This is a genomic window from Paenibacillus sp. S28 (assembly GCF_016624415.1).
Classification (GTDB): domain Bacteria; phylum Bacillota; class Bacilli; order Paenibacillales; family Paenibacillaceae; genus Paenibacillus_AQ; species Paenibacillus_AQ favisporus.
The window spans coordinates 122,331-145,902 of the sequence record NZ_JACVTM010000012.1; the positions used below are offsets into that span (position 1 = coordinate 122,331).

Annotated in this window: 18 protein-coding genes; 9 read left to right on the forward strand and 9 right to left on the reverse strand. The window is 56.4% G+C overall.

The features are described 5' to 3' along the window. Nucleotides 1–84 precede the first annotated feature (84 nt). Nucleotides 85–1,629, reverse strand: coding sequence for a DHA2 family efflux MFS transporter permease subunit (locus IAE55_RS24820; protein ID WP_200634172.1), 1,545 nt, complete (start codon nucleotides 1,627–1,629; stop codon nucleotides 85–87). 12 nt (nucleotides 1,630–1,641) lie between these two features. After that, complete coding sequence (locus IAE55_RS24825) at nucleotides 1,642–2,277, reverse strand: HlyD family secretion protein (RefSeq protein ID WP_105445535.1); 636 nt, start codon at nucleotides 2,275–2,277, stop codon at nucleotides 1,642–1,644. Between the two features lie 178 nt (nucleotides 2,278–2,455). Between IAE55_RS24825 and IAE55_RS24830 the strand changes: the two genes are divergently transcribed. From IAE55_RS24830 to IAE55_RS24840, 3 genes are all read left to right on the forward strand, one after another. Further along, nucleotides 2,456–3,004: an NAD(P)H-dependent oxidoreductase gene (locus IAE55_RS24830; protein ID WP_105445536.1), complete on the forward strand. Its 549-nt coding sequence runs from the start codon at nucleotides 2,456–2,458 to the stop codon at nucleotides 3,002–3,004. Nucleotides 3,005–3,014: 10 nt separating this feature from the next. After that, nucleotides 3,015–3,419, forward strand: a complete 405-nt coding sequence (locus IAE55_RS24835) for a hypothetical protein (RefSeq protein ID WP_105445537.1) — start codon at nucleotides 3,015–3,017, stop codon at nucleotides 3,417–3,419. A gap of 168 nt (nucleotides 3,420–3,587) precedes the next feature. Continuing rightward, complete coding sequence (locus IAE55_RS24840; protein WP_200634173.1) at nucleotides 3,588–4,592, forward strand: alpha/beta hydrolase; 1,005 nt, start codon at nucleotides 3,588–3,590, stop codon at nucleotides 4,590–4,592. Between the two features lie 82 nt (nucleotides 4,593–4,674). On the opposite strand, the gene IAE55_RS24845 is transcribed toward IAE55_RS24840, so the two are convergent. The 3 genes from IAE55_RS24845 to IAE55_RS24855 are packed head-to-tail and all read right to left on the reverse strand — an operon-like array spanning nucleotide 4,675 to nucleotide 8,711. Next, nucleotides 4,675–6,522 (reverse strand): ABC transporter ATP-binding protein, encoded by a 1,848-nt coding sequence (locus IAE55_RS24845; RefSeq protein WP_442793348.1) that lies wholly within the window; start codon nucleotides 6,520–6,522, stop codon nucleotides 4,675–4,677. Beyond that, nucleotides 6,506–8,251, reverse strand: coding sequence for an ABC transporter ATP-binding protein (locus IAE55_RS24850; protein ID WP_200634174.1), 1,746 nt, complete (start codon nucleotides 8,249–8,251; stop codon nucleotides 6,506–6,508). The genes IAE55_RS24845 and IAE55_RS24850 overlap by 17 nt, the downstream gene beginning before the upstream one ends. A 10-nt stretch (nucleotides 8,252–8,261) precedes the next feature. Then, a complete protein-coding gene (locus IAE55_RS24855) occupies nucleotides 8,262–8,711 on the reverse strand; it encodes a hypothetical protein (protein WP_186382053.1) in 450 nt (149 codons plus the stop codon). Nucleotides 8,712–9,045: 334 nt separating this feature from the next. On the opposite strand from IAE55_RS24855, the gene IAE55_RS24860 reads away from it, so the two are divergent. Continuing rightward, nucleotides 9,046–10,116, forward strand: coding sequence for a LacI family DNA-binding transcriptional regulator (locus IAE55_RS24860; protein ID WP_076171904.1), 1,071 nt, complete (start codon nucleotides 9,046–9,048; stop codon nucleotides 10,114–10,116). A gap of 186 nt (nucleotides 10,117–10,302) precedes the next feature. Here IAE55_RS24860 and IAE55_RS24865 read toward each other — a convergent pair whose 3' ends face one another. Together IAE55_RS24865 and IAE55_RS24870 are read right to left on the reverse strand one after the other, a co-directional pair. Next, nucleotides 10,303–11,283 (reverse strand): glycoside hydrolase family 113, encoded by a 981-nt coding sequence (locus IAE55_RS24865; protein ID WP_200634206.1) that lies wholly within the window; start codon nucleotides 11,281–11,283, stop codon nucleotides 10,303–10,305. Between the two features lie 268 nt (nucleotides 11,284–11,551). Next, nucleotides 11,552–13,396, reverse strand: coding sequence for an LTA synthase family protein (locus tag IAE55_RS24870; RefSeq protein ID WP_325168679.1), 1,845 nt, complete (start codon nucleotides 13,394–13,396; stop codon nucleotides 11,552–11,554). 502 nt (nucleotides 13,397–13,898) lie between these two features. On the opposite strand from IAE55_RS24870, the gene IAE55_RS24875 reads away from it, so the two are divergent. The 3 genes from IAE55_RS24875 to IAE55_RS24885 all read left to right on the forward strand — a co-directional run bounded on the left by IAE55_RS24875 (nucleotide 13,899) and on the right by IAE55_RS24885 (nucleotide 19,735). Further along, on the forward strand, nucleotides 13,899–16,106 hold the full coding sequence (locus tag IAE55_RS24875) for a methyl-accepting chemotaxis protein (protein WP_200634175.1): 2,208 nt from the start codon (nucleotides 13,899–13,901) through the stop codon (nucleotides 16,104–16,106). 166 nt (nucleotides 16,107–16,272) lie between these two features. Further along, nucleotides 16,273–18,588, forward strand: coding sequence for a helicase C-terminal domain-containing protein (locus tag IAE55_RS24880; protein ID WP_145162794.1), 2,316 nt, complete (start codon nucleotides 16,273–16,275; stop codon nucleotides 18,586–18,588). A gap of 172 nt (nucleotides 18,589–18,760) precedes the next feature. Next, the gene (locus tag IAE55_RS24885) at nucleotides 18,761–19,735 is read left to right on the forward strand and encodes a Gfo/Idh/MocA family protein (protein WP_200634176.1); all 975 of its coding nucleotides are present in this window, start codon (nucleotides 18,761–18,763) and stop codon (nucleotides 19,733–19,735) included. A gap of 4 nt (nucleotides 19,736–19,739) precedes the next feature. Here IAE55_RS24885 and IAE55_RS24890 read toward each other — a convergent pair whose 3' ends face one another. Together IAE55_RS24890 and IAE55_RS24895 are read right to left on the reverse strand one after the other, a co-directional pair. Next, nucleotides 19,740–20,414, reverse strand: a complete 675-nt coding sequence (locus IAE55_RS24890) for a CidB/LrgB family autolysis modulator (protein WP_089549660.1) — start codon at nucleotides 20,412–20,414, stop codon at nucleotides 19,740–19,742. Next, nucleotides 20,414–20,785 carry a CidA/LrgA family protein gene (locus IAE55_RS24895; RefSeq protein WP_089549661.1) on the reverse strand — a complete coding sequence of 124 codons (372 nt, stop codon included), beginning with the start codon at nucleotides 20,783–20,785 and terminating at the stop codon, nucleotides 20,414–20,416. The genes IAE55_RS24890 and IAE55_RS24895 overlap by 1 nt, the downstream gene beginning before the upstream one ends. 200 nt (nucleotides 20,786–20,985) lie before the next feature. Between IAE55_RS24895 and cidR the strand changes: the two genes are divergently transcribed. Together cidR and IAE55_RS24905 are read left to right on the forward strand one after the other, a co-directional pair. After that, on the forward strand, nucleotides 20,986–21,879 hold the full coding sequence (gene cidR, locus IAE55_RS24900) for a cidABC operon transcriptional activator CidR (RefSeq protein WP_105445544.1): 894 nt from the start codon (nucleotides 20,986–20,988) through the stop codon (nucleotides 21,877–21,879). 278 nt (nucleotides 21,880–22,157) lie between these two features. Beyond that, the gene (locus tag IAE55_RS24905; RefSeq protein WP_200634177.1) at nucleotides 22,158–23,528 is read left to right on the forward strand and encodes an MATE family efflux transporter; all 1,371 of its coding nucleotides are present in this window, start codon (nucleotides 22,158–22,160) and stop codon (nucleotides 23,526–23,528) included. Nucleotides 23,529–23,572: the final 44 nt, after the last annotated feature.

Here is a 23,572-nt window from a genome sequence, read left to right on the forward strand (position 1 = left end):
TATCCCATGCGGGATAGCGGCTTTGTATATGTACCCCAATCATGAGGTCCAATATCGTTGGTGCTGCGCTTTGGGTCTAGAAGCTTAGGGCTGCTTGGCCGGACTCCCGGACCGTTTGCCTTTGCGCGCCCGGCGCAGGAAGAGGGAAAAGAACAAGGCGGCGATGGCGAACCAGGTCGCAACGATAAAGGCGTCGTTGATGCCGTTGACGCTTGCGTTCGACGACACCAGCCCGAGTACCGACTGCAGTGCCAGCGATACGCCGGTCTCGGCGGGAACCCCTGCGGTGGCGGCAACCTCCTGCCCAAGTGCAGCGATATCCTGCATGATGAACGGATTATCCTCGTTGTACAGCGTGGACGATTCCGCGATGTGAAAAGTGGTCCGCGTCGACATCACCGTCACCAGCAGCGCGGTCCCGATCGACCCGGCCACCTGCCGCATCGTATTGGACATTGCCGTTCCGTGGCTTCCGAGGTAGTAGGGAAGCTGGTTGAGCCCCTCGGTCTGCACCGACATCATGATCAGCGACATGCCGAAGCTGCGAATTGTGTAGAGCATCATCAGATGCGAATACGATGTGGTGTCAGTCAACCGGCTGAATTCAAAGGTCATGACCGCGGTGATGAGCAGCCCGATAATGGCCAGGGGTCGTGCGCCGATTTTATCGAAAATCGCTCCCGAGATCGGGGACATGATCCCCATCAGAATCGCCCCTGGCAGAAGGAGCAGACCGGACTGAAGCGGGGTGAACCCGCGGATATTCTGGAGGTAAATCGGGAGCAGCAGCATCGCCCCGAACATCGTCATGTTGACGAGGCCGCCGACGACCGTCGAAACCGAGAAGATGTCGTATTTAAACACGCGGAAATCGAGCATCGGCGAGTCCATGTTCAGCTCGCGCACGACAAACAGGATGATAAAGACAGCACCCACAATAAGCGAGCCGAGCACCGTGAAGCTGGTCCAACCTTTGTCTCCGGCGGAACTGAAGCCATAGAGCAGAATTCCGAAGCCAAGGGTGGAGAAGATGACGCCCCAGGAATCAAATTTCGGTTTGGTCAGGCGGTTGATATTTTTAAGCCACTTCATGGCGAACAGTATATCAAGAACGGCCAGCGGAATGACCATGAAAAACAGGATCCGCCACGTATAGTGCTCCACGATCCATCCCGATAACGTCGGTCCGATCGCCGGTGCGAACATCAGGGCAATCCCCATCATGCCCATCGCGGTCCCGCGTTTTTCGGGCGGGAAAACCGTCAGGAACACGTTCATCACGACGGGCATAATGATCCCCGCCCCGCTGGCCTGTACAACGCGGCCAAACAGCATCAGCGGAAAGTTGGTGCTGACGGCGCAGAGCACCGCACCGATGGTGAATAGGCTCATGGCCGTAATAAAGAGCACCCGGGTCCCGTAGGACTCAATCAGAAAAGCGGTGACCGGAACGAGCACGCCGTTCACCAGCATGTAGGCGGTGGACAGCCACTGCACCGTCGTTGCGGACACGTTGAAATCGTTCATCAGGTGGGGGATAGCCACGTTCAGCAGCGTCTGGTTCAGGATGGAGACGAACGCCCCGAGCATGAGCACCGTCAACGTCCGCCCCATATGTATATTTTCCATTAGACAAGCCCCCTAAATATGGATTCGAACGGTCGCATTCATGCCCGGAACGAGCCCGAGGCCTTTATACCCTTCAATGGTAACGACGATAGGGATGACTTGCGTCACTTTGGTGTAGTTGGCGTTGGAATTGGTCGTTGGAAACAGCGAGAACGTAGACGCGGTAGCCAGTCCGATTTGATCGATCTTGCCGGTTAGCGTCGTATCTGGAAAAGCATCAACATAGACGTCGACGGTTTGGCCGACCTTGATTTTATCCAGCTTGGTTTCTTCAATATTGGCCGAAATCCACAGGTTGTTCAGGTTGTAGGCTCTTGCCAGCGAAGTCCCTGGGGATACAAAAGAATTGGGAACTGCCGTTTGCTGAACGATGGTGGAGTTCACAGGGAACGTTATATCAAGCCGGGTACCTCCGGAAGTTACGCTTCCTACGACATCGCCGGAATTGTAATATTTACCGACGGATCCGTTCCAGGTCGTAAGCTTGCCGGCCGCTGGTGCGGTGATGGATACCCCTTGTCCGGTGACTTGGGCATTGTCGGTTTTAATGTAGTTGGACGTCTGGTTGTAGTAATAAATGGCCGCGCCGCCCAGGACGAGCACAATGATGACGACTACAACGTTGACCAGCAGTGCACGCGAATTCATAAAAGCATGATCCCTCCTAAAGGTGCTTCCTAGTTATCGATTGAAAACAGATATCCAAGAGCATCTCCTAATTGCCCCATTCATATTCAGCAGAGGAATTTCCCGGATCGCCGCTCGGATAAAGGAACGCCGCCCTGGAGATAAATAAGAAATCCAGTTGATGAAAGGGGAGTTAAACATGAAAGTGTACGTGGTTTACGACAGCGAAAACGGCCACACGGAAGCCTTGGCGCGTTCCGTATGGGAAGGGGCATCGAGCGTAGACGGAGCTGAGGCGGAAATCGCTCACGTTAATGAAGCGGACATTTATAAACTTGAAGATATGGATGCCATCGTATGGGGATGTCCTGGACATTTTGGAACCATCAGTTCAGGACTCAAAAATTGGATCGACAAGCTTGGCTACCTGTGGGCGCAGGGCAAGCTGGTCAACAAAGTCGGGGCCGTATTCTGCACGACGGCGACCGTGCACGGCGGGGTGGAATCCACCATGATCAACCTGCTGACGCCGATGCTTCACAACGGCATGATCGTCGTCGGTCTTCCCGGAAACATACCGGAGAACGCCTTGTACGGATCGTATTACGGTGTGGGTGTGACGTGTCCCGTGGAGCTTTCGGATGACGATCCCAAAAACCTGCCCGGCGAAAACGACCTCGCCCTGGGCCGAGCATTAGGCAAGCGCGTAGCCGAATTGGCCGGACGATTCTCCTCGGCAGCAAGGTAAGGTACAGGCTATGATTATCGCCTTTATCGTTCTGGCTGTCCTCGCCCTGGTTTTTCTTTTTATTTACAATGCCCGGATGTCCAAGAAAGCAGCGAAAAAGCAGGCAAAGGAACCTTTCCAAGAAACGGCGGAGCCAACTGCTCATCTTGAACCTGTGAAGGCGGCGGAACCGCCGCCGGCAACCACCGGACCGGTGGTCTCTGAACCGGTAAGAAGACCCGAGCCGGTGCCGGTGACAACCCGGAGGCCGCAGGCTGCGGAGCAGCAGGGCGACCGGGCTTACCGCGATGCTCTCCGGCAGTTCGCGGGAGGCACGCCGGCCAAGGAGGAGGAGCCGCCCGCGCCGAAGCCGGACTACAGTACGGACAACGCCTACCGGGAAGCGCTGCGGTCGATGGCGAAGAACAAAAAGTAGCACGATCCTGCAGCACTGCGAACAGCCGCTTTCGGTGATGGACCGAAGGGGCTGTTTTTTGGTGACCGAAAGGAACGGACGCAGAACCGCCATTGTATGCCGTGCTGCGGAATGTTATTTTATACATATCCAATAATCGCCTAAGACCGGGAGGGAAAGATCACCATCATGTTCACCGCCGTATGGGTCGCCATCATTTGCCTGGCCGTGATCGTTTTGCTGCTGGCCGCGGCAAGTGCTTATTTTTATAATGTGGGCATCAAGCGCAGCACGAAGGAGTTTTTGGAAGCCGATCCGGCGCTGGTCAAAGAAGAGCACCCCTGGGAGCTTGAGGAGGAGTGGCTCCACAGCCAGCCTGTTGAAACGTTGGAGCTGATGTCCTCGGACGGAATTGCCCTCAAAGGATATTTCATCCCCGCAGCCACGCCTGCCCGCGAAACCGCCATCGTCGTGCACGGCTATTCCAGCCAGGGCCGGGAAATGGGGGCTTTTGCTAAGCTCTACCATGAGATGGGCATGAACGTGCTGATGCCGGATAACCGGGGGCATGGCCAAAGCGGAGGGAATTACATCGGGTTTGGCTGGCCGGACCGCAGAGACATTTTGCGGTGGATCAGCACGGTCATCGACCGTATCGGACCCGGGGCGGAAATCATACTGCACGGCGTATCCATGGGTGGAGCGACGGTGCTGATGGTAAGCGGGGAGGAGCTCCCCGGGCAGGTGAAGTGCATCGTATCGGACTGTGCATACACGTCAGTGCGTGACATTTTGACCCATCAGCTCAAGCAGATGTATAAGCTCCCGCCATTTCCGCTGCTGCCGGCAACCAGCCTGATGTGCAAGCTGCGGGCAGGATACTCCTTCGGAGAAGCCTCAGCGTTGAAGCAGGTCGCCCGGACGAAGCTCCCGATTCTGTTTATTCACGGGGACCGCGATACCTTTGTCCCATACGCGATGCTGCACCGTCTTGTGGATGCCGCGGCAGGAGATAAGGAAGTCTATGTGGTTCAGGGGGCTTCGCATGCGAATGCTTATTTTGTGGACAAAAAAGAGTACGAACGCAGGATACGCCAATTTATTGGGCGTTATATCCGGTTAGAGGAGGGGACGGAAAAGGAGATGATTCCCGAATCGGAGCCGCAGGCTGTTCTGACCCCTGTGGAGGGTTAAATCCTGACCTGACAACATCGTTCAATCAAAAAACTCCGGAAGCGCCCATGAAGGCATCCGGAGTTTTGTTATGATTCCCCAATTATATCGCCCGCTGAAACTGGCTGGTGTACAAGTCATAATAAAAACCTTTGGCTTCCAGCAGCTGACGGTGGTCCCCCTGCTCGGCAATGCGTCCGCCGTGGATGAACAGAATCCGGTCCGCATCCTGAATCGTGCTCAGCCGGTGGGCGATGACAAAGCTGGTCCGTCCCTTCATCAGCGTCTGCATCGCTTCCTGGACATGCATTTCGGTCCGGGTATCGACGCTGCTGGTGGCTTCATCCAGTATAAGGATGGCCGGATCGGCGAGGATCGCCCGGGCGATGGTCAGCAGCTGGCGCTGGCCGTGGCTCAGATTGCTGCCCTCAGCGGCCAGGATCGTATCATACCCGTCCGGCAGACGGGATATAAAGCGGTCGGCATTCGCCAGCCTGGCGGCATGCTCCACTTCGGCATCGGTCGCATCTAACCGTCCGAACCGGATGTTTTCACGAATGCTGCCGGAAAAAACGTAGGCGTCCTGGAGGACGATCCCCACCTTGCTCCGCAGGCTGTCTTTATCCATATCGCGGATGCTCACCCCGTCGATGCAAATGTCGCCATGGTCGATCTCGTAGAACCGGGTCAGCAGGTTGATGATTGTTGTTTTGCCTGCACCCGTCGGGCCGACGAGGGCGATCATCTGGCCGGGCTCGGCGGTAAAGGATACGTCCTGGAGCACCGGCGTTCCCGGTTTATAGCTGAAAGTTACATTCCGGAATTCGACGCTGCCCTTCACCTCTCCAAGCTCCGCGACGGCCCGCTTGTGGTCTTCGGCATACTCGGTGTCGAGGTCGAAAATCTCAAACACGCGCTCGGCCCCCGCAATAGCGGACTGCATCAGGTTGAACTGGTTGGCCAGTTCGGTGATCGGCCGGCCGAACTGCTTGGAGTAGTTCAGAAAGCTGACGACGATGCCGACGGAGGTGTGCCCTTGCAACACCATCCAGCCGCCGTCCGCCGCGATCAGGGCGAAGCTGAGGTTGTTCACCATGTTCATGACCGGCCCGACCATGCCGGAGGCGATCTGCGCACGGATGCCGACCTGATTCAGCTTTTGATTGATCTTCTGGAACTGCTCGACCGCGACAGGCTCCCGCCGGAACAGCTTGACGATTTTTTGCCCGCTGACGGTCTCCTCAATAAAGCCGTTGAGCTCGCCGAGGTGCTGCTGCTGGGCTTTGAACAGCTTTCGGGTCAGCCGCGTGATTTGTCGGGTAGCCACGAGCACGAGCGGAATGCTGATGAGGCTGACGAGCGTAAGGGGCAGGTTGAGCCTCAGCATGATGACCAGCGATCCGGCCAGCGTAATGATGCTGTTCAAGAGCTGCGTTACGCTCTGGTTCAGCGTGTTCGACACGTTCTCGATGTCATTGGTCGTGCGGCTCATCAGCTCTCCGGTTGGATGGGTATCGAAAAAGCGCAGCGGCAGCTGCTGGTATTTATCGAACAGGTCCTGGCGGAGGGCTAAGACGGTGCGCTGGGAAACGGCCGTCATGACGTACACCTGAATCCAGGAAACGATGCTGCCCAGTGCATAGATGCCGATCATCAGCAGGCAGAGCGACCAGAAGCCGTCATGCTCTTTCGGCATAATGAAGCGGTCGATCGCTTTGCCGAGCAGGAAAGGGCCGATCAGGGAGATGACCGCGCTGAGAATGGTCGTAACGTATACGATAATCAACCCGAACCGCTGGCGGCTCAGATAGGCCCACAGTCTTCTGAGGGTAGCGCCAGCCTGCTTGGGTATGGCTTTCTGCATGACCATGTTTCGGCCGGGTCCATGACCCATCATGGGAGGGCCCCCGTGGCGCGGTTCTGTGCCGGCGGGTTTAGTTGGCTGCGGCATGCGTATCTTCCTCCTTCCGCTGCGAACGGTAAATATCCTGATAAATCGCGCTGGTCCGCAGCAGTTCTTCGTGGGTCCCCCGGGCGGCAATGGAGCCGTTCTCCAGCACCAGAATCTGGTCGGCCTCCATGACCGAGCTGATCCGCTGCGCGATGATGATGTTGGTGCTGCGGTTCATCAGCTCCTTCAGCGCCGCCTGGATGCGCGATTCGGTACCGACGTCGACCGCGCTCGTGCTGTCGTCCAGGATGAGGATCCGCGGCTTAACGAGCAGCGCGCGGGCGATCGACAGGCGCTGCTTCTGCCCGCCGGACAGGTTGACGCCTTTTTGCCCGATCACGGTCTCATAGCCGTCCGGCATCTGCATGATAAAATCGTGGGCCTGGGCGGCCTTGGCCGCCGCGGTCACTTCCTCCAGCGGAGCGCCGGGCTGACCGTAACGGATGTTATCCAGCACTGTGCCGCTGAACAGCACGGACTGCTGCAGCGTCATGCCCACCATCCCGCGCAGGATGTCCAGCGGGATGGCGCGGACATCCGTGCCGCCGATGAGCACGCGGCCGCCGGTGGCGTCATAGAGCCGCGGGATCAGGTGCACGAGCGAGGATTTGCCGGATCCGGTAACGCCTAGAATGGCGGTCGTCTGCCCCGGCTTGGCTGTAAAGCTGATCCCGCTGAGCACCGGATCGGCATGCGGATGCTCCCCGTAACCGAAGGATACATTCTCGAAGACCACGTCCGCGGCCGCCGGTTCCTTGGCCTGGGCGCCGGTGGGATCGACAATGTCCGGCTGCGCGTTAAACACTTCCTGCACCCGGGCCGCGGAGACTCTGGCCCGGGAGATGAAGGTCAGCATGTTGCTTACCATCAGCATGGCGAACAGGAGCTGGGTCACGTAATTGATATAAGCGATCAAATCGCCGGCGGGAAGGGATCCGCCGCGGGTAAGGGCGCCTCCGTACCAGAGCACCGCCACGATGCTCAAATTCAGGATCAGCGTCATGACCGGCATGTTCAGCCCCAAGAGCCGGTTGGCCGAGATGGCCTCCTTCGTGTATTCGCCGTTAGCGCCTGCAAAGCGCTTGCGTTCATAGCCTGCGCGGACGAAGGCCTTGACGACCCGAATGCCGGCGAGGTTCTCCTGCAGGACGCCGTTCACCTGGTCAAGCATCGACTGAACCCGGCCGAACAGCGGAAAAGACTTCCGGATCAGAAGCACCAGAAATACGACCAGGACAGGGATTGATACCGCCAGGACCAGCGTCAGCCGGGGGCTGATCCAGAGGGCCAGGATGAGGCTGCCGAGGAACAGCAGCGGGGAGCGGATGCTCCGCAGGATCATCTGGACCACTGTCTGCAGCTGAACGACGTCATTCGTCAGCCGGGTGATGAGCGATCCGGTCTTCAGCTCGTCCAGATTGCGGAAGGAAAAGGTTTGTATTTTCCGGAACAGATGATCCCGGATATCGGTGCCGAAATGCTGAGAGGCATAAGTTGAAAAGATGGTGCACCCCACGCCGCCAAGCAGGCCGACTACGGCAACCCCGATCATCAGAAGACCTGTTCGCTCGATGTACGCAAGGTCGCCGGGGACAATTCCTTTATTAACGATGTTCGCCATCAGCGCTGGCTGCAGCAGGTCCATGGATACCTCAAGCAGCATCAGCAGCGGAGCCAGCAGGGCCGACACTTTATATGGGCGAAGGTAGGATATCATCAGTTTCCACATGGGCGGGGCCTCACTTGGTATCAGAATCGGCTGCCTGCGCCTGGCCTCCCGGCGAAGAACCCGGGGCTCCGCCATCCCCCGTTTCGCGCAGCTCGAACGTATGGATGTACTCCTGGATCATCTGGTCAACGGCTTTCAGCTCACCGGTAATGACCTGCTGGATCGGCTGGAACTCGGGCTGGCTCAGCTGCTGCATCAGCGTGCTGCGCATGACCTGCATACGCTCCAGAAACATCAGCACGCGGCCGCGCCGAAACGTCTGGGCGCTCTGAAAGCTCCGGCCGCTCTCGTCGTCGCTGTGATGCTCCCTTTTGCCGCGCCGGCCGTGGTCGTGGTGCCCGTGTCCGCGGCCCCCGCCGCGCCGATCGCCTCGCTCCCAGCGGCCGCCACCCTCCAGTATCCGGGGATCAGCAGCTAATTCCGGCTGCCGGCCTGCCTCGTTGTTCATATCTTCTTTCATTGACGTCACTCCTTAGAATTAGTGGATGTGTATACGTGTACTTCCGTTTGTATACAAATGTATACGATTGTGTAATGAGAGTCAATTCTTTTTACCCTAAATCTGGAAAAGTCTGGCTTTCACTGTTCTTCGTTATCGTCTCTATATAATGCCGGCGTCCATTTTGTTATAATGTTGTTGATTCTGCAGACTAACAAACATGGTTCCAGAAACGGCTGTATCCGGACCCGGAGCATCACCGGCGTCTAAACCGCCTTGGAAGCGGCACGCCCGATGCAGCCCTTTACGATATTCGTAACATGAATGACAGTTTATTTGAGGTGAAATAGAGACGATGGCCAAAAAGATTACGATGCAGCAAATCGCCGACCACCTGGGCGTATCGAAGTTCGTTGTATCCAAGGCGCTGTCCGGCAAGGGCGGAGTCAATGAAATGACCCGGGAGCGGGTGATCCAGGCGGCTTCCCAGCTCGGGTATTTTTCGCAAAAGAAAGCCTATATGAGAAGCCCCCGCACGGAACCCAACACGCTTAAGCGCAGCGGCGCCAAGCATTCCGTGATCGTCCTGATGCCCAATATCCGTTTTCAGAACAGGGAATCGCTGTACTGGGGCAAGATTATGGAGGGGATTTCGATCAGCCTCGAGGAGCGGGGACTGGGCATGGTGATCATCTCTGAGCAGAACGTGGACAACTTTGTCAGCCTCCTGAATCCGGAAGGGATTCTCGGACTCATTGGGGTCGGGGAAATTTCCACGCCGCTGCTGCTGGAGGTGCACCGGATGGGGCTGCCGATCGTGCTGGTCGACATGGAGGATCCGCTCATTCCGTCCGACACGGTCTTTGCGAACAATATGGATGTGATGGCCCGGCTGACGACCCACCTGATCGGCATCGGCCATCAGCGGCTGCAGTTCATCGGAAACGACCGGTATTCGCGCAGCTTTCGGGACCGCTCCATCGGCTACCGGACGGCGCTGGATGAGCAGGGGCTGCCGAGCCAGGAAGGGCTGGTCATTCCGCTTCCCGATCTGGAGAACGGCAGCTTCGAGCCCGAGATCCGGTCGTGGATCTCGCGGAAAATCAAATCCAAATCGCTGCCGACCGCACTGGTCTGCGCCAACGATGCGATTGCGCTGACGGCCCGGGATATCCTGATCGAGCTTGGCGTGCGGGTTCCGGAGGAGGTGTCGGTCTCCGGATTCGACAATATCGCCGATGCGGCCAAGGGCAGTCCGTCCCTGACGACCGTCCATGTTCCGAAGGAGGCGATGGGCCGCCGGGCTGTCGAGAAGCTGCTCGAACGAATGGACAAGGCGGATACGCCTCTGGAAAAAATCCTGCTCGCCGGCGATATCGTCTACCGCGATTCCACGGCGCCGGCGCCGGATGGCTCCGGGAGCTGACCTCACGGCAGGTACGATACAATCTCAGCCGATCATAACAAAAAGCATCCCGCCCAACAGGCAGGATGCTTTTTATTGATAAAGGAAGTTCCGAAGTTTCCGGAGAGTGCACAAGGTTGCCCGTATGTGCGGGCTGAAAGAGCTGAAATCGCGAGGTTCTGTCTTCCTGTGCGCCCTCTAGATCGCTTACGGCTGAGCAGGCAGTCCACCGAGTTCGCGGATTTGCGCCGTGTAATGATCGCGGATGAGGCTCTCCGCCTTTTTTGCATAAGGGCAGTAATCATCATTCCCGGCGGCGTCCTCTGGTGCATACAGTGCTGCCGGCCAGTCCCACAGCATAAATCCTCCCACCCATGAACGGCTGGCGCAGGCTTCAAACATCCGCTCAAAATAAGCGGCCTGTTCGTCCTCGTTTGGATCTCCGGGCAGTCCCCAGTCGTTTGGAATCCGGCTCGATCCGGTCCGGCTAGGACATCCCGCCTCCATAAAGAAGAAGGGCTTGCCGTACCGGCGGACGACCGGCTCAATGCGCTCCAGCTGTTCTTGCCAGCTGTCGATCGGGTAATAGCCGCTGGATGAAATGACATCCACTGCATCCCACCAAGCCACCTGATCTTCCTGATATTTGTCGCAGTTATAGGTAATGATGCCGGAGTATACTTGCCGAACCTGGCGGATGAGCTCGCGCCATTCCAGTTCCCTGCGGTCGGTCTGCACCATCTCGCACCCGATGCACAGCATTTCGCAGCCGGTTTCCTCGGCCATAGCCGCATTGTGCAGCATAAACCGGATATAAGAGTCAAACCACTCGGACCATTTCGGTTCACAAGGCACGTCAATATCGAAAAAGTTAATATGGGCCCGCCAAGTTCCGTCGGCGCAGTTGACGACCGGTTTCAGGCAGACGCGCAAGCCGAGACGCTTGGCGGAGGCAATCGCATGGCGAACCTCTTCATCCGTTACGGTCGGCTCTTCCGCAAAATGGATTTCCGTCGAATGAGCCGTATCCTGCAGGGCCGCAAAGGTGACGGCCGTCCAGTTCACGCCGAGGCGGGTTACCATTTCCTCCATCGAATGTCCGGCCTCAGGGGTGTTCCATGTTCCCCGGATGCCGGTCCATCCCCAGGTCATGCCGCCGATATATCCTTCCAGCAAGTTATTGCGCATCAAATTCACCGTGTGCACCTCTTCTTGTGTTATTTTGTTAGTATAATTCGTTATTTAGTTATGATAACTTTATATACTTGTTATAAACAAAATACGCCTGAAGATCAAGTGTGCGGATGAGGAAATATGATGATTATAGGTAGTCTGCTCGTATTGGTGTGGAGATAGGTTGTGTGAAAAGTAGATAACACATTGATAACAACGGCAAAAAAATAAAAGCCCTGCCCGTAATTGTACAGGCAAGGCTTGATATGCATGAGGCCATTCTCTATTTAAGCGGCTGCTGATTCACGTAGCTGTCGGACAGGTTCAGGAGCTTAAGCGCCCGGTTATATTCATCTTCGGTGGTCCCGCCGTCCACTGAGGTCCGGCCGCTCAGCGGGTACTGCGCTCCATCCTCGTATCCGGCTCCCGACACGAAGAGCGCATTACCGGTCAGGAAGGAACCGGTCGGCAAATAATACCGCTCCGGAATCAGATTGGAGCTCTGATTTAAGAGATCCTGCCCGAAATGAATATGGTCTTTGACGGAAACGCCCGTCAGATTGGCGACCGTCGGCAGGATGTCGACCTGTCCACCCACCGTGTTGTTCACTTCCGGATGTTTGATCGAGCCGCCCGCCAGAATCAGCGGAATGTTAATCATATCTGAATAGGAATATTCATGTCCGTAAATTTCCTTCATCAATTCTTTATCATCACGATCCAGGGAGTACAGCGGAAGTCCCATGTGATCCCCGTAGATGACGATGAGGCTGTCGTCCCAGAGGCCGTTATTCTTCAGTTCATCGATAAACTGTCCCAGCGCATAATCCGCATAATTCTGGGCGCGGATATAATCCCCGACGAACGTACCGTCATACCGCTCAGGGAGCTGCATGTGGTATTTTCTCTCCGGAATCGTAAACGGATGATGCGCCGACATCGAGATGACCTGGGCATAGAACGGTTTGTCTTCCTGGTCCATTTCCTTCATTTTCGCGGCAGTCTTCTTATACAGCACTTCATCCGATGGGCCGAAGAAGAAGGAGTCTTCGTCACCGAAGAAGGACTTGTCGTAATAATGCTGGAAGCCAAGGGACGAATACAGCTCCCCGCGGTTCCAGAACTCTACGTCGTTCGTATGGAAGGTCGCGGTCGCGTAACCGTTGCTCTCCATCAGCCTCGGCAGGCTCGGCAGCTTCTTGTCGACATAGTTCTGTGTGGCCGCCCCGCTCGGCGGAACATAGAACGAGGTGTTCACGACGAATTCGGCATCCGATGTATTGCCTTGGCCGACCATTTGGTTGAAGTTCGGGAAGTAGTACTGCTCTTTGGCCAGCTTGTTCATATTAGGCGTAATTTCCTGGCCGTCGATCTTCAGGTTGATCAGGAAATTCTGAAACGATTCCAGCTGGATAATGATCACGTTCTTGCCTTTGGCATCCCCGAAATGCTGCGGCTGATCGGTCTTCTTGATGCCTTTGAGCTCATCGATCGAAGCCTGGGTAATGCTGTTCAGCGGAACGATGTCCTCTTTCTTCTTGGAGAAAATCGTATACGCCTCATAATTCAAAATGCCCATTTGCTGGGCTTTTTTGATCTCGTTCATGCTGGCCCGGTTCGGAACGATATTAAACAGGCAGATTACGAGGGACAGGATGAACAGCACGGTAACGACGCTCCGGCGGGCCCGGCGGCTGGTCTGATCCTTCCATTGCCGCGCTTTACGGCCGCGCACCATGATGACAAAGATCACGACGATGTCGGCGTAGATCAGCAAATAGTAAGGGTCCATCAGCGAAAAGACACTGTTGCGGACGGCCGTAACCTGGTTGACCTGCTCCAGGGCATGATAAGTCGCGATGACGCCATAGTATTTGAAGTACATAATGACGGCGAAAAAGATCGTGGTCAGCAGCAGGTTGGCGATGACATAAGCGCCGAATTTCCGCTTGCCGGCAAACCACTCAATCAGACAGAACACGAGCCAAATAAACGGAATTTCGGTAATGATGGGCTTCCAGGGCATCAGGTCATTAAACGTAACGGCCCATGCCAAATACCCCTTTAAAAGTAAAAGAATGGTGAATAAGACAAACGGTTTTCGCAGAAATCCACGAAGTGAAGACACGTTACCAACTTCCTTCCTTTTAATGACGGGCTGACCTGGCTGATCTAAGCCGGGCAGCTGAGTATATCGCGCGAAAAGCTGGATGATTGCGCATAAAATTGAATATCCTGCGGTTGCTTGAGCCCTTTTGTCGCATGGAATCGAGGGCAATAGGTTTATTATGCCTTCGGCTCAGAAAGATGTCAAAAGGCGAATCCTTGTCATTTCTAGTTATCATTTACCATATTGGGAAGTAAATGAACCGCTTACGCCGCTCCTCTGAACCATTCTTTGAAAACGTCCGGAATTCCGATCCGCCGAATAAAGGCGGGCTGAGCCGTAACACCACGACACCCCGCTAAGCACTGCGGTACACTGCTTATTTCCCACCGGTCAATAACCCCCTAAAAACTGTAAAATATTGTGTTGAACCGGGCCTGCATTTTAGGTAAAATGTGCGAAAACCATATTGTGTTAAATAAGTTAACGCGAAATGTCATGTTCGCAGAAGGGGTTGAGGGGGATGTTTGACTGGCTTGGCTTTACAACGGGGCTGCCGCTCTGGTGGTCGTACCGGTTAAACCGTCATTTGAAGGAGGATATCGAAAACATTTTTGAGGGAATCGCCCAGAATCGTATACAAATATTAGAGAGCTGGGTTACGGAGTATTGGTCCCATTTAGAGCGTTTGAGCATACAGCTTGGCCCAAACTTCGGCCATATCGTCCAGGATCCTGCCGGGGCCGCTGCCTTGGAGCCGCTGTTCGCTTCCTATATGAAGAGAGGTGCCGATTTCTCGGAGATTTTCCTGATTCGTGACGACATGAAGGTGGTATACTCCACCCATCCGTCCCGCATTGGGGCAAGCTGCAGCCGGGAGGGTCTGATCGAGCCGGGGCTGAAGTATACGCTGCAGGGGAGTCCTTGCCTGTTCGGCCCCTATTCCGACCCGGCCACATTAGAGGTCGGCCCGAGTACTTCGGCGTTTCACGACGCGATGACGCTGTTGTTTATTCTGCCGGTTATGGAGGATGGCGTATGGAAAGGGGCACTGTGCGGCCGGGTTCCAAACGATGTCCTGGGAGACTTGATCCAACGGGAGCAGGGGCATGTATATCCCGATTCAGGCGATAACTACATTTTCATGGCCAAGCCGGGACTGAACAAGAACATTGCGCCCGGAACGGCGCTGTCGCGGAGCCGCTTCGAGGACTTTACCTTTACGCACGGCGATAACCTGAAAGAAGGGGTGCGGACCGACTACGGGACGGTTCAGGTAAAGAACCATACCGAGCTGGAACTGGTGTTCAAGGACCCGGCCACAGGAGAACTGCATCCAGGAGTAGCGAACACGATACAGAACGGAAGCAATCTGTTTGTGGAGTTTCCGGGATATTCGGACTACCGGCACATTCCGGTGATCGGTAAAGGGGTTACTTTTCAGCTTCCGCATTGCCCGGACGTATGGGGGATGATGTGCGAAGGGGATTTGGAGGAAGTGTACCGCTTCCGGAGCTTCGGTTGGAAGATGAAGAAAATGCATCTGATGACAGGCCTGGCGGGCGTGGTGCTGAACGGTCTTCTATTCGGCCTGTTGGCCTGGAGTCTGCCTCCGGTCACGGGGCTGATCGCGGTTCTGGCGGCAAACCTGCTGTTCGGCTGGATTGCGGTCTCCGTTCTTGAACGCAGGGGGACGCGGCGGACGGCGGAGCATTTTCGCAGCCTGAGCCGGTTCATCCGAATCAATGCCGAAGGCAAAGGGGATTTGACGCAGCGGCTGGACCTGCGCGAATTTGCGGATGACGAGGCCAAGGAGCTCGGCAAATGGGTAAACAGCATGATCGATGCCCTGGAAGGCATCATGCTGCAGGTTAAGCAGGCGGTCCAGGACGTTCAGGACAGCCAGCATGTGCAGCATGCGACAGCCCAGTCGACCGCCAGCTCCACGGAGCGGGTGAGCGGGAAGGTTCACAGCATGATCCGCGGCATCCGCGGCCAGTTGAAGGATATTGACGTGGCCAAGGACGTGTCAGTGGAGATGAGCGTTACCCTGCGGGAAATCGAAGGGGCGGCCGCTCAGCAAATTGCGGTGGCGCAAAGCGAAGTGCAGCATATCGGCGACAAGATGAAGCAAATTCAGGACAAGGTGGAGGAGAGCCACCGGACCATTCGGACGTTTATGGAAACGACGCGGGATATTGCCGGCCTGCTGACGGCAATCGAGAACATTTCCAAGCAGACCAATCTGTTATCGCTGAACGCGTCGATCGAAGCGGCGAGGGCGGGCGAGCACGGTCAAGGCTTCTCGGTAGTGGCGGGGGAAATCCGCAAGCTGGCCGAGCTTACCCGGCATTCCACCGAGCAGATCCAGCGGACGCTGCGGCAGATCGGCGGGCAGGTAGAACTGGCCTTTGCCTCCATGGACGAAGGCAGCCGGGCGGTGGATGAGGGCACGAAAATCGTCGCTTCGGCCTCTGAAATGCTGGGACAGGCTGGCAGCCAGGACAGCCTCAAGACCAAGATGGTCGGTGAAGTGGTGGGCATCATGGAAAAGGTAGCCGCCGTCAGCATCGAAAACCGCAGCATATCAGCAGAGGTGGAAGGCACGCTGCAGGAGCTGCAGGAGGACATGCAGCATGTTCGCGGCACATCGGAAAGTGTGGAGTCCATCACCGGATCGCTGCTTCAGCTTGTCAACCAGTTCCGCCTGACCGAGACGCGGAGAAGATAGCAGGAAGACGGTGGCGCCGTGTGACCTGACGCTGCCTGATGAGTTCATTAGACAAAGCTCGTGCCCCTTTATCAGGGCGGCACGGGCTTTTTTTAGTGGATAGCGAATTGGGACTGCCTGCTCCAGTTATGGTATGATGGGAAAAACAAGGGGAACGGGTGATCCTATGTCTGAAGAGAACCGGGAGCGGGCGGAGGTTCGGATATCGGTCCGGCCGCTGGTGGAATACGCTTTCTCAAGCGGGGATATCGATTCCGGATTCCGGTCGGCCACCGCCATGGTCGAAGGTACACGAATCCACCAGCAGGTGCAGAAAACTTACGGGGAAGGCGACCAGAAGGAGGTGTTCCTGAAGCGGGAAATCCCGTTCGGGGACCTGACTTATGTCATCGAAGGAAGATGCGATGGCCTGATCCAAACGGATGACGGCTGGATGATCGATGAGATCAAATCGACCGCTGCGAGCCTGGATGCGATGGAGGGGGATGGAAAGCCCGTTCACTGGGCACAGGCCCAAGTTTACGCCTATATTTATGCCATGGACCACGGCCTGGATCGGATGACGGTGCAGCTTACCTACGTCGAGACGCATACCGGCACGGAGCGCCGTTTCCGGCGGATGCTGACGCTGGCGGAGCTCGAGGCCTTTGTGATGGGGGTGCTCGAGGTCTACACCCCGTATGCCGCGCTCCGGCTGAAAAATGCGCATCTCCGGGACGAGAGCATCCGCGCGCTGCCGTTCCCGTTCGACACTTACCGGGAAGGACAGCGCAAGCTGGCGGGAGCGGTCTATCAGGCGGTGAAGGAGAAGCGGAAGCTGTTTGCCAAGGCCCCGACGGGGATCGGCAAGACGATGTCCACGCTGTTCCCGTCCGTGAAGGCGATCGGGGAGGGGCTGCTTGGGCAGATCTTTTATTTGACGGCCAAGACGATCACCCGAACGGCCGCCGAGCAGGCCTTTGCGCTGATGCAGGCCAAAGGGCTGCGGATGCAGACGGTGACGATTACGGCCAAGGACAAAGTCTGCTTTCAGGAGGAGACGGTCTGCCGGAAGGACGCCTGCCCGTTTGCGGACGGCTACTATGACCGGGTTAACGGGGCGATTCTGGACATGCTGTCCCAGGAAACGGTAATGGACCGCGCCGTCATTGAGCGTTACGCGCGCAAGCATCAGGTATGTCCCTTTGAGTTTTCGCTGGACGCGGCCTACGCAGCGGATGCGGTCATTTGCGACTATAATTACATCTTCGATCCGCGGGTTTCGTTCAAACGGCTGCCCGAGGAACAGAAGAGGCAGACGGTGCTGCTCGTGGACGAAGCCCATAACCTCGTTGATCGGGGCCGGGACATGTTCTCGGCTGAGATCGGCAAGGCGGCATTTCTCGAGTTGAAGCGTGGATACAAGGGCGTGGATGCCCGGGTTCAGAAGGCGGCGGATGCGGTCAATAAATTTTTTATCGAACTGAAAAAGGAAATGGGTGAAGCCCGCCAGAAGCAGTGGCAGGAACAGCCCCGGGAGCTGAGTGAGCTGCTTACGCTGTTCATCGCCGAAGCCGAGCGGGAGCTGCTGGCTCCCAAAGGTGATCCCGGGCTGCAGGAGCAGCTGCTGGATGCCTATTTTGCGTCGCAGCAATATATCCGGATCGCAAAGCTGTATGACGAACGCTTTCTGACGTATGCCGAGATTCACGGCGGCGACTGCGTGCTGAAGCTGTTCTGCATGGATCCGTCCTACTTGCTCGCGCAGGCGGGAAAAGGCTTCCGCTCAACCGTGTTCTTCTCGGCAACTCTGTCTCCACTGTCCTACTATAGGGACATGCTGGGCGCCGGCGAGGAGGACTACAGCTTGTCCGTGCCGTCGCCGTTCAGCCGGGAGCAGCTGGATGTGCGCATCGAGCCGCTGTCTACCAGGTACCGGGACCGGGACGACACCCGGGACGCGCTGGTGAAGCTGCTGCATGGCCTCATATCGGAGCGCAAAGCGAATTATATGGTCTTTTTCCCGTCGTACCAATATATGCGTATGGTGGTCGAGCCTTTTGCGGAGCTGCACCCGGAGGTTGGCATCATCGTGCAGGATACCGGAATGGCCGAGGAGGAGCGGGAGCGGTTCCTCGCGGCGTTCCAGGCGGACAATGAGGATACGCTCGTCGGCTTCGCCGTGCTTGGGGGCATTTTCTCCGAAGGCATCGACCTGCAGGGGGATCGGCTGGGAGGCGTCGTCGTGGTCGGCGTGGGCTTGCCACAGCTTGGTTTTGAACGGAACCTGATTCGGGATTACTTCAATGAAAACGGGAAAAGCGGATATGATTACGCCTACGTGTTCCCGGGGATGAACAAGGTGCTGCAGGCCGGAGGGCGGCTGATCCGCTCCGAGCAGGATACGGGCGTGCTGGTGCTGGTCGACGACCGTTTTCTCCAGCGGCACTATCAGGGGCTGCTCCCGGATGAGTGGAAGGGGTTCACCGTCGGGAAGCCTTAGACGGGCGAGACGCGGCACAGCAAGTGGTGAGCCGGGCAGCTTGGTCTCGTCGGGATTTGATGCGGCGAACGGGATGGATACGAGGGCGTGCGATGCGTTCCCAACAAATCGTAGCCAAACGGGACGGACCCCGGTATAGTGGAGAAAACAGGATAAGGTGGGATCGCGCAGGATGACACTTCGTATCGGATTGATCGGAACCGGATGGTTCAGCGGCGTACATGCCGACAACTTGGCGGGGATGGATGGAGTAAAGCTGACGGCGGTTTGTGGTACAAGCCTGGAGAAAGCAGAACGGATGGCGCGGCGTTACGGCGCCGAGGGATATGAGGATCTGGATGCTATGCTGGACGCGGGACCACTCGACGCGGTGTATATCTGCGTGCCGCCGATGGCACACGGCGAAATCGAAATGAAGCTGATTGAGCGCGGTATTCCGTTTTTGGTGGAAAAACCGCTTGGGCTCGACACCAGCTTGCCGGAACAAATTCTGGCCCGGGTCCGCGAGACGGGGCTGTTGACGTCGGTGGGGTACCATTTCCGCTACCAGCACAATGCGGCGCGGCTGAAGGAGGAACTGTCGAACCATACGACCGGTATGGTGCTGGGACGGTGGATGGACAGCATGCCGGGCGTGTCCTGGTGGAGACGGCAAAGCGGCTCCGGCGGGCAGTTCATCGAGCAGACGACGCATATGGTCGACATGCTTCGGTATACGGCCGGTGAAGTGGAAGAAGTGTATGCGCTTTACGGGGACCGGGTCAAGCGGAGCCGGGTGGACGGCGTAGAGGTCGCCGACGTAGGAACGGTCACGCTCCGCTTGGCGAGCGGCGTGGTAGCGAACATTTCCAACACATGCATCCTGCCGGAAGGCGGCGGGCTGAGCCAGACGGGACTGACGTTCTACACCGACCGGGGGATTGTCGATTGGAACCCGCAGCGGCTGCAGCTGGCGGCGCCCGGCGTCACAACGGAATATACGGAGCAGGGGAGCCCCTATGTACGCGAAACGGAAGCGTTTCTCCATGCGCTGCGCACCGGAGACCGCTCCCGTATTCTTTCAAGCTATGAGGATGCCTGCCGGACGCAGGCCGTGACTTGTGCCGCGTTGGCCTCGGCATCTACCGGCAAGCCGGTCCGCCTCTAACTCCTTACCACATCAGCATGAGCAGCGGCGCCGCGCCGAGCGTGAACAGGGCGGCCAGGATCATTGAGACGCTGGAGATCGCTCCGCTCATCGAGCTGAAGCCGAAGGCCACGGACGTCCCCGTCCCGTGGGCGCTCGTGCCGAGCAGCACGCCGCGGGCGATTTCGTTCTCGATCCGCAGGAGGCGCAGAATCATCGGCCCGAGCACGGAGCCGAGCAGGCCGGTCATAATGACAAAGACCGCCGTAATGTTCGGCACCCCGCCGATGACCTGCGATACGTTCATGGCGATCGGCGTCGTGATCGAGCGGGGGATCAGGCTGGTCACCAATGAAGTGTCCAGCTTCAGCCCTTTGGCGAGCACCGCCGAAGAGATCATAGCCATGAAGGAACCGGTAAGCACGCTGACGACGATTTCGACGGCGTGCTTTTTGAGTACTTTAAAATTTTTATAGAGCGGCACCGCAAAGGCGACCGTCGCAGGCTGGAGCATATCGCTCAGCCATTTCCCGCCGGCGTTGTAATGTTCATAGGGAATATGCGTGCACAGCAGGAAAATAATAATGATGCAGGGCGTCACCAGCAGCGGCGACAGATACACTTTGGGATACCGCTTATACAATCGTTTGGCTGCCATGTAGATCACGAGGGTTAGCAGCAGACAGATGAGACCGATCATCATGACACCTTCCGTTCTTTATGTTTGGCAATGCGTGCGGCGGTCAAGCCGGAGCTGGCCATGACCACGACCGTGCTGAAAATAACGACGAGCAGGATTCGCACCCCGTCGCTCTCCAGCATCGCAAAATATTTCATTACCCCGACGGCGGCCGGGATAAAGAAGAGCAGGAGCTCGGCGAGCAGCCAGTTCGCTCCGACTTCGATCCATTCGAGCTTGACGACGCCGGATTCGAGCAAAAGAAACAACACGATGATTCCGAGAATGCTGCCCGGCACCGGCAGATGCAGCAGACCGGCCAGCTGGTTCATCGCATATGAAAACAGCATTAAAACGGCGACCTGAAAGGTCCCTTTGACGGCATGCTTCATCAATTGTTTTCGCCTTCCTTTCATTTATAATGAAAATTTTACAGCATTCATTTTCATAGGTAAAATGCATATATCGAATAGATATCATTCCATATGGCTATGGCATAAGGATGACGTATAAGTTGAATAATTGAAATGGATGGTAGGGCAAGTACGTAAAATGTCCCCGATTGACTTACTCAAGGGAAGGAGAATGACGTATGGACATCCGCCAATTGCAGTATTTTATGGAGGTCGCCCGGCTGCAGAGTTTTACGAAGGCGGCGGAATCGCTCTACATCACGCAGCCGTCGATCAGCAAAACGATCCGCAACATTGAGGAGGAGCTGGGCGTCACCCTGTTTGACCGTTCAGGCAAAAAGGTGGTGCTGACCGATGCGGGCCGCATTATTTACGAGCAGGCCCAGCCGATCGTGAAGTCGTTTCAGAGCTTGTCCTCCGAGCTCGGCGATTTGAAAAACCTGAAGAAGGGCCATATCCGCCTCGGCCTGCCGCCGATGGTCGGATCGAGCTTTTTCCCTGAGGTGATCGGGCAGTTTCATCAGAAATACCCGCAGGTGACGATGCAGATCTTTGAGGACGGCGCCAAAAAGGTTGAGGTCGACGTGGAGAGCGGTTTGCTCGACATTGGCGTCGTGGTGCTGCCGACCGACGACTCGCTGTTTCACTCGTTTTCGTTCGTCCGGGAAAACCTGATGCTGCTGGTGCACCCGTCTCACCGTCTTGCGCATCGCGAGTGCGCCGGTCTTGCCGATCTGGCGGAAGAGAACTTCGTGCTGTTCCGGGAGGACTTTGCGCTGCATGACCGGATCATTACGGAATGCGTCAAGGTCGGCTTCCAGCCGCATATCGTCTACGAAAGCTCCCAATGGGACTTGATCAGCGGCATGGTCGCCGCCAATTTGGGCATCGCCCTGCTGCCGGAAACGATCTGCCGGGAAATCAACCGGGAGCGGATCCGGATTATGCCGCTGGTGGAACCGGTCATCCCGTGGCAGCTGGGGATGATCTGGCGTAGGGACCGTTACCTGTCCTATGCCGCACGGGAATGGATCGCGTTTACGCAGGGGAAATTGATGGAGGACAGGGGATAACCGGGCAGACTGGAACAGCATTATTTTTAATGAGGTTACAAGAAAAAATCACATTTACCCACACCTCCTCAGACCTCCTAATTTTGCTTTTAAAGCGTTTTGGATTCAAACATGTATCTCATTATTATTTTTATATTTCGCAACCCTTAAACGGCCGTGTAGATGCCTTAAAACTCGTGTTTTCATGCGATTTCAGTCTGATATAATAAAAGATGGAAATGCGCATTTCTACGGAAACTACGAGCGAAAAGGACTGATTTACCATCAACCACGATGAAATGAGCAGCCGGTTTGCTGCGGGGAGCATCCCCAAGCTGCTGTTGTCTCTTGCACTTCCGGCGATTGCGGCTCAAATCGTCAACGCGCTGTACAATGTCGTCGACCGGATGCTGATCGGCAGGATGCCGGGAGGCGGTACCTTTGCATTAACCGGACTGGGCATCGCCTTCCCGCTGATCATGACCATCTCGGCGTTTGCGGCCCTCATCGGCCTTGGCGGCGCTCCGCTGGCCTCCATGAAGCTGGGGGAAGGGAAACCAAAGGAAGCGGAGAAGCTGCTCGGCAGCTGCTGCCTGATGCTCCTGCTTGTTTCAGGAGTGCTGACGGCGGTGCTGCTGTGTTTTCACCGTCCCCTGTTAATCGCCTTCGGGGCGAGCGGTAAAACACTGCCCTATGCCAGCGATTATATGGGCATCTATTTGCTGGGGACGGTCAGCGTGCTGATGTCCCTTGGGCTGAATTCTTTTATTTCCATTCAGGGTTTTGCCAAAACGGCAATGGCCACAGTCTGTGCCGGAGCCGTACTGAACGCCATCCTGGCACCCCTTTTTATATTTCCGATGCATATGGGAGTCCGCGGGGCCGCCTTGGCAACGGTCATTTCCCAGACTGCGTCCGCTATATGGGTGCTGTCGTTTCTTACATCCAGGCGCAGCCACCTCCGCCTTCGGCTCCGGAACCTGCGGGTGAACCCCCGGATGGCGTGCCGCATCCTTGCGCTGGGGCTGTCCCCTTTTATCATGCAGTCGACGGAAAGCCTGATCCAGATCGTGTTTAATATTTCCCTTGCACGGTATGGCGGCGATTTGTATGTGGGCGCAATCAGCATTCTGACCAGCCTCATGCAGCTGTTTTCCTTGCCTTTATCCAGCTTTGCGCAGGGAGCGCAGCCGGTCATCGGCTACAATTATGGATCGGGAGACTATGCAAGGGTGAAGGCAGCAATCCGGTTTTGTACGACCGTTTGCGGTGTCCTCGGCATCGTGATGTGGGCGGTGGCGGTGTTCTTGCCGCGGTTTCCCGTCATGATTTTCACGGATCAGGCTGAATTGATTGCGCTGACGGAAAGGCTGATGCCGGTCTTTTTTCTGGGGACATGCATTTACGGCATTCAGCTGGCGCTGCAGCAGATGTTTCTTGCGCTTGGGCAGGCTAAGGTGTCCATCTTTATTGCCGTCCTGCGTAAAATTATTTTGCTGATTCCTTTGGTTTTTGTGCTGCCGGAGTTTATATCGCCCAAAGCCGATGCCGTCATTATGGCCGAGCCGATTGCAGATGCCTGCGCGGCGGTCACCTGCTGCATCTTGTTTGCGGCGACGGTCAAACGTCTGCTGCGGAATCCTGATCTTGCAAGCACAGCCGATCCATGAACAAAATATTGTTGGACTTTATTAGATATGTTTTAATTGACATA